Origin of the sequence: Pseudomonas sp. NPDC089741 (assembly GCF_044748825.1) — a bacterium.
GTDB classification, from domain to species: domain Bacteria; phylum Pseudomonadota; class Gammaproteobacteria; order Pseudomonadales; family Pseudomonadaceae; genus Aquipseudomonas; species Aquipseudomonas helmanticensis.
On sequence record NZ_JBIVGT010000004.1, the window covers coordinates 288,940 to 295,514 of the forward strand.

Consider the following 6,575-nt stretch of genomic DNA (forward strand, 5'->3'; position numbering starts at 1 on the left):
AATAAGGTGCAAGTACATTCACGGTCGTGGCTTCAGCCCATCGAAGTAACACTGCCCGGAGGTGAAGATCGAGCACAGGGGGACACAGAAACGAAACGGACCGGTTGGTGCGTATCGGCTGCTCGGCACCCTTTTAGCCCGAGTCGTTAACCTTTATTCACACAGTCGACACAAACCCCCTACAAAATACGTAGCTCGCTGCCTATCAACCTGGCCAACGTACGTATATAAAAGCACCCCATTGCAGAAAGACTTGAAGCAGGGACATTTCCACGCTTCAAGTCTTGACACGGACAGATTCAATTACGCATTTTGTTTCATTTGCGCAGGCTGGGGCTCAGGCGCAGCATGTCCAACCCTGTATCGACCCAACGCTCGGCTTCCGCATGCAGCTCAAAGCTGTCCGGCGCCAGCAGCCAGCCATACAGAAGGCCATCGATATAGGCATGAATGCTGATGGCCGCACGAGCAGTGTCGAGATCTTCCGGCAACTGCCCACGATTCACCGCATTACGCAGGGTCAGCCCGATGCGCTCATTGCATTCGAGACTGGCCACCCGGCGCTGCTGGCGCAAATCGCACATTTCATCGGTGAATTCGCACTTATGAAACAGAATTTCGTTGATGCGGCGGGTCTTCGGATCCAGCGAAACTTGATGAAACAAATGAATCAGCAGTTTGCGCATGCAGCCCAGCGGATCTATTTCGTCCTCGCTCTCACTGGCCTTGGCCAGCTCATCCAGCGGCTCATGCAGCGTATCGAGCATGGCCTGGAGCAGATCGGCCTTGTTGCTGAAATGCCAGTAGATGGCACCGCGCGTCACGCCGGCCATCGTCGCGATATCTGCCAGGGTCGTACGCGCGACGCCCCTTTCATAAAAGGCTTTCTCCGCCGCTTCCAGAATCTGGCTGCGGGTTTCTTGAGCTTCCTCTTTGGTACGACGGACCATGGCAGTAAAACCTCAAACAGGATGTTTCAGGGATGGCTGAATATCCGCTGAATAAAGAGGGGGCGATCTCTCATGAATCGGCTCCCCGGCCTACAATTTCAAACCTTGCGACGATTTTTGTAACAGGGTGGATACGACGCCAAGGTATTTACAAACAACCATGAACGTAAGTATATTCCTTAGCAAGCTACTTATCCACCCGGTACCCTTTTTTTACCCTTCCACACTTCTTGTGCGCTTTTTGCGCGCCTGACCCGAGGATTTTCATGCAATTCAAGCCAGCTGTTACCGCTCTGGTCACTGCCGTCGCCTTGGCATCGCTGCTCAGCGGATGCAAAAAGGAAGAAGCGGCACCGGCCGCTCCGCCCCCTCAGGTCGGCGTCGTTACCCTGCAACCACAAGCCTTTACCCTCACCTCGGAACTGCCGGGCCGCACCAGTGCGTTCCGCGTTGCGGAAGTTCGACCACAGGTCAACGGCATCATTCTCAAGCGTCTGTTCAAGGAAGGCGGCGACGTTAAAGCCGGCCAGCAGCTGTATCAGATCGATCCAGCCGTGTATGAAGCGACCCTGAAAAGCGCCGAAGCCAACCTGCGTTCGACCAAGTCGATCTCCGATCGCTATAAGCAACTGGTCGATGAACAAGCGGTAAGCCGTCAGGAATACGACACCGCCGTGTCCAACCGCATGGAATCGGAAGCGTCGTTGCAGAGCGCGCAGATCAACGTGCGTTACACCAAGGTTTACGCGCCGATCTCCGGGCGCATCGGTCGTTCTTCGGTCACCGAAGGTGCGCTGGTCAACAATGGCCAGACCGACGCAATGGCAACGATCCAGCAACTCGACCCGATCTACGTCGACGTGACCCAGTCCTCGGTTGAATTGCTGGAACTGCGCCGCGAGCTGGAAAGCGGTCGCCTGCAAAAATCCGGCGAGAACTCGGCAGCGGTCAAACTGACCCTGGAAGACGGCAGCCAGTACAAGCTCGACGGTAAGCTGGAATTCTCCGAAGTGTCGGTCGATCCGACTACCGGTTCCGTGACCCTGCGCGCCGTGTTCCCGAACCCGGATCACACCCTGCTGCCGGGCATGTTCGTTCGCGCTCAGTTGCAGGCTGGTGTTAATGCCGCAGCGATTCTGGCGCCGCAACAAGGCGTGACCCGCGACCTCAAAGGCACCCCGACCGCACTGGTCGTCGGCGCCGACAACAAGGTCGAACTGCGTCAGCTCAAGGCCAGCCGCACCGTCGGCAGCCAGTGGCTGATCGAAGACGGCCTGAAAGCCGGCGATCGTCTGATCACCGAAGGCCTGCAATACGTGCGTCCGGGCGTGCAAGTCAACCCGACCGAAGCCACCAACGTAGCGAAAAAGAACCCGGCCCCCGCTCAGCCTGCTGACAAAGCCGCTGGCGGCAAAGGGGAGTAACTCATGTCAAAATTCTTCATCGACCGTCCGATTTTCGCCTGGGTAATTGCCCTGGTGATCATGCTGGTCGGGGCACTTTCGATCCTGAAATTGCCGATCAACCAGTACCCGAGCATTGCGCCACCGGCCATTGCGATCTCCGTGACCTACCCGGGCGCTTCGGCGCAAACCGTGCAGGACACCGTGGTTCAGGTGATCGAGCAGCAGCTCAACGGTATCGACAACTTGCGTTATGTGTCTTCGGAAAGTAACTCCGACGGCAGCATGACCATCACCGCGACCTTCGAGCAAGGCACCAACTCCGACACCGCGCAGGTTCAGGTTCAGAACAAGCTGAACCTGGCCACCCCGCTGTTGCCGCAAGAAGTGCAGCAACAAGGTATCCGTGTGACCAAGGCAGTGAAAAACTTCCTGCTGGTGATCGGCGTGGTATCGCGTGACGGCAGCATGACCAAGGACGACTTGTCCAACTACATCGTGTCGAACATGCAGGACCCGATCTCGCGCACCGCCGGTGTCGGTGACTTCCAGGTCTTCGGTGCCCAGTACGCGATGCGCATCTGGCTCGACCCGGCCAAGTTGAACAAATTCAACCTGACCCCGGCTGACGTCAGCTCCGCCATCTCGGCACAGAACGTCCAGGTCTCCTCCGGTCAGCTCGGCGGTTTGCCGGCGCTGCCTGGCCAGCAACTGAACGCCACGATCATCGGCAAGACCCGTCTGCAGACTGCCGAGCAGTTCAAGGCGATTCTGCTGAAGGTCAATCAGGACGGTTCGCAAGTTCGTGTCGGTGACGTTGCCGATGTCGGTCTGGGTGGCGAGAACTCGACCATTTCGGCCCAGTTCAACGGCAAGCCGTCGTCCGGTCTGGCGGTGAAGCTGGCCAACGGCGCCAACGCCCTCGACACCGCCAAAGCCCTGCGCAAGACGATTGACGAGCTCAAGCCGTTCTTCCCGGAAGGCATGGAAGTGGTGTTCCCGTACGACACCACCCCGGTGGTGACCGAGTCGATCAAGGGTGTGGTTGAAACCCTGGTCGAAGCAATCGTGCTGGTGTTCCTGGTGATGTTCCTGTTCCTGCAGAACTTCCGCGCCACCGTCATCACCACGATGACTGTGCCGGTGGTATTGCTCGGTACATTCGGCATCCTCGCGGCGTTCGGTTTCAGCATCAACACCCTGACCATGTTCGGTATGGTGCTGGCCATCGGCTTGCTGGTGGATGACGCCATCGTTGTGGTGGAAAACGTCGAGCGGGTGATGAGCGAAGAAGGCTTGTCACCGAAGGAAGCGACCAAGAAGTCCATGGGCCAGATCCAGGGCGCCCTGGTCGGTATCGCCCTCGTCCTCTCGGCGGTATTGCTGCCGATGGCGTTCTTCAGCGGTTCCACCGGTGTGATCTACAAGCAGTTCTCGATCACCATCGTCTCGGCCATGGCCCTGTCGGTATTGGTTGCGCTGATCTTCACCCCGGCGCTCTGCGCGACCATGCTCAAGGCGATTCCGAAAGGCGAGCACGGCACGCCGAAAAAAGGTTTCTTCGGCTGGTTCAACCGCAACTTTGACCGTGGCGTTCGCAGCTACGAGCGCGGCGTTGGCAACATGCTGTCGCGCAAAGCCCCGTACCTGCTGGCGTACCTGCTGATCGTGGTTGGCATGATCTGGCTGTTCACCCGCATTCCGACCGCGTTCCTGCCGGAAGAAGACCAGGGCGTACTGTTCGCTCAGGTGCAGACCCCGGCCGGTTCCAGTGCTGAACGTACCCAAGTCGTCATCGACGAAATGCGTTCCTACCTGCTGGAGAAAGAGTCCGGCGCGGTGGCCTCGGTGTTCACCGTGAACGGCTTCAACTTCGCCGGTCGTGGGCAGAGCTCGGGTCTGGCGTTCATCATGCTCAAACCGTGGGACGAGCGTGACGCCAGCAACAGCGTGTTTGCCCTCGCCCAGCGTGCGCAGCAGCACTTCTTCAGCTTCCGCGACGCGATGGTGTTTGCTTTCGCCCCGCCAGCGGTACTGGAGTTGGGTAACGCCACCGGTTTCGACGTGTTCCTGCAAGACCGTGCCGGTATCGGTCACGACAAGTTGATGGAAGCGCGTAACCAGTTCCTCGGTCTGGCCGCGCAGAGCAAGGTGCTCTACCAGGTACGTCCGAACGGCCTGAACGACGAGCCGCAATACCACCTGGAAATTGATGACGAGAAAGCCCGTGCCCTGGGTGTGAGCATTTCCGACATCAACAGCACCCTGTCGATTTCCTTCGGTAGTAGCTACGTCAACGACTTCATCGACCGTGGTCGGGTGAAGAAGGTGTACGTGCAAGGTCAGGCCGGTGCTCGCATGAGCCCCGAAGACATGAAGAAATGGTACGTGCGCAACAGCGCCGGGACCATGGTGCCGTTCTCCGCGTTCGCCAAGGGCGAGTGGATCTACGGTTCGCCGAAACTGGCGCGTTACAACGGTGTAGAAGCGATGGAGATCCTCGGTTCTCCGGCGCCGGGTTACTCCACCGGTGATGCGATGGCCGAAGTCGAAGCGATCGCCAAGAAGCTGCCGGCGGGTGTCGGTATCTCCTGGACCGGTCTGTCGTATGAAGAGCGTCTGTCCGGTTCGCAAGCACCGGCGCTGTACGCCCTGTCGCTGCTGATGGTGTTCCTGTGTCTGGCGGCGCTGTACGAGAGCTGGTCGATTCCGATCGCCGTTATGCTCGTGGTGCCGTTGGGGATCATCGGTGCACTGCTGGCCACCAGCCTGCGCGGTCTGTCCAACGACGTGTACTTCCAGGTGGGCCTGTTGACGACCATTGGTCTGGCGGCTAAAAACGCCATTCTGATCGTCGAGTTCGCCAAGGAACTGCATGAACAGGGACGCAGCCTGCGGGATGCGGCGATTGAAGCGTGCCGCATGCGTCTGCGACCGATCATCATGACCTCGCTGGCCTTCGTCCTCGGTGTTGTACCGTTGGCGATCTCCACCGGTGCCGGTTCGGGCAGCCAACACGCGATCGGTACCGGCGTAATTGGCGGTATGCTCACAGCCACGATACTGGCGGTCTTCTGGGTTCCACTGTTCTTCGTTACGGTTTCGTCCATCGGCCAGCGTAAAATCGCCGATCCAGATGACGATGCTAAAGAAACTCCTAAAGAGGCTGGCCAATGAGCAAGTCGCTACTCTCCATCGCAGTCGCCGCCTTCGTGCTGAGCGGTTGCTCGCTGATACCTGACTATCAGCAGCCTGAGGCTCCGGTCGCAGGCCAATACCCGCAGGGGCCGGCGTACTCGCCGGCCCAGGCACCGGCGCAGGCCGCTGCCGAGCAGGGCTGGAAGCAGTTTTTCCATGACCCGGCGCTGCAACAGCTGATCCAGGTGTCCCTGGAAAACAACCGCGACCTGCGTGTCGCGGCACTGAACATCGACGCTTACGCGGCTCAATACCGCATCCAGCGTGCCGACCTGTTCCCGGCAGTTTCGGCCAATGCCAGTGGCAGCCGTCAGCGGGTTCCGGCCCGTGCCTCGCAGACCGGTGAAGCGGGCATCACCAGCTCCTACTCCGCCACCGTCGGCATCAGCGCCTACGAACTCGACCTGTTCGGTCGCGTTCGCAGCCTGAGCGAGCAAGCGCTGCAACAATACTTCGCCACGGAAGAAGCGCGTCGCAGCACCCAGATCAGTCTGGTCGCCAGCGTTGCCAACGCTTATCTGACCTGGCAAGCGGACAAGGAACTGCTCAAGCTGACCCAAGACACCCTCGGTGCCTTCGAAGAAAGCTACAAGCTGACCAGCCGCAGCAACGAAGTCGGTGTCGCCTCGGCGCTGGATCTGGCGCAGTCGCGCACGTCGGTGGAAAACGCCCGTGCTCAACTGGCGCGTTATACCCGCCAAGTGGCGCAGGACGAAAACAGCCTGACCCTGCTGCTCGGCACCGGTATTCCGGCCAATCTGCAAGCGGCCAAACCGCTGTCGGATGACCTGCTCAGCGACGTACCGGCCGGTCTGCCTTCGGATCTGCTGCAACGTCGTCCGGACATCCTCCAGGCCGAGTACAACCTGAAGGCAGCCAATGCCAACATCGGCGCGGCGCGTGCAGCGTTCTTCCCGAGCATCAGCCTGACCGCCAACGCGGGCAGCCTGATCCCGGACCTGTGAGGGCTGTTCAAGTGGTGTTATGTGACGTGTCTTTTTGTTATGTAGTTTTACGTTTCTTT

Annotated in this window: 3 protein-coding genes and 1 pseudogene; 3 read left to right on the plus strand and 1 reads right to left on the minus strand. The window is 59.3% G+C overall.

The features are described 5' to 3' along the window. Nucleotides 1–317: 317 nt before the first annotated feature. Nucleotides 318–950 carry an efflux system transcriptional repressor EmhR gene (emhR, locus tag ACIPZE_RS06905; RefSeq protein ID WP_129390258.1) on the minus strand — a complete coding sequence of 211 codons (633 nt, stop codon included), beginning with the start codon at nt 948–950 and terminating at the stop codon, nt 318–320. Nucleotides 951–1,216: 266 nt separating this feature from the next. Here emhR and ACIPZE_RS06910 point away from each other — a divergent pair, with 266 nt between their 5' ends. The 3 genes and pseudogenes from ACIPZE_RS06910 to emhC all read left to right on the plus strand — a co-directional run. Then, nucleotides 1,217–2,374 carry an efflux RND transporter periplasmic adaptor subunit gene (locus ACIPZE_RS06910; protein WP_053117889.1) on the plus strand — a complete coding sequence of 386 codons (1,158 nt, stop codon included), beginning with the start codon at nt 1,217–1,219 and terminating at the stop codon, nt 2,372–2,374. Nucleotides 2,375–2,377: 3 nt separating this feature from the next. Then, entirely contained in the window at nt 2,378–5,530 is a 3,153-nt protein-coding gene (emhB, locus tag ACIPZE_RS06915; protein WP_400772098.1) for an efflux RND transporter permease subunit EmhB, read from the plus strand. Next, nucleotides 5,527–6,575 (plus strand): annotated as a pseudogene (emhC, locus tag ACIPZE_RS06920) (efflux RND transporter outer membrane subunit EmhC); the annotation flags it as partial. The gene emhB and the pseudogene emhC, both read left to right, overlap by 4 nt.

What these genes read in the sequence shown, in the direction of transcription:
- emhR (WP_129390258.1), bottom strand. Translation starts at nt 950, where the DNA reads ATGGTCCGTCGTACCAAAGAGGAAGCTCAAGAAACCCGCAGCCAGATT.
- emhB (WP_400772098.1), top strand. Translation starts at nt 2,378, where the DNA reads ATGTCAAAATTCTTCATCGACCGTCCGATTTTCGCCTGGGTAATTGCC.
- ACIPZE_RS06910 (WP_053117889.1), top strand. Translation starts at nt 1,217, where the DNA reads ATGCAATTCAAGCCAGCTGTTACCGCTCTGGTCACTGCCGTCGCCTTG.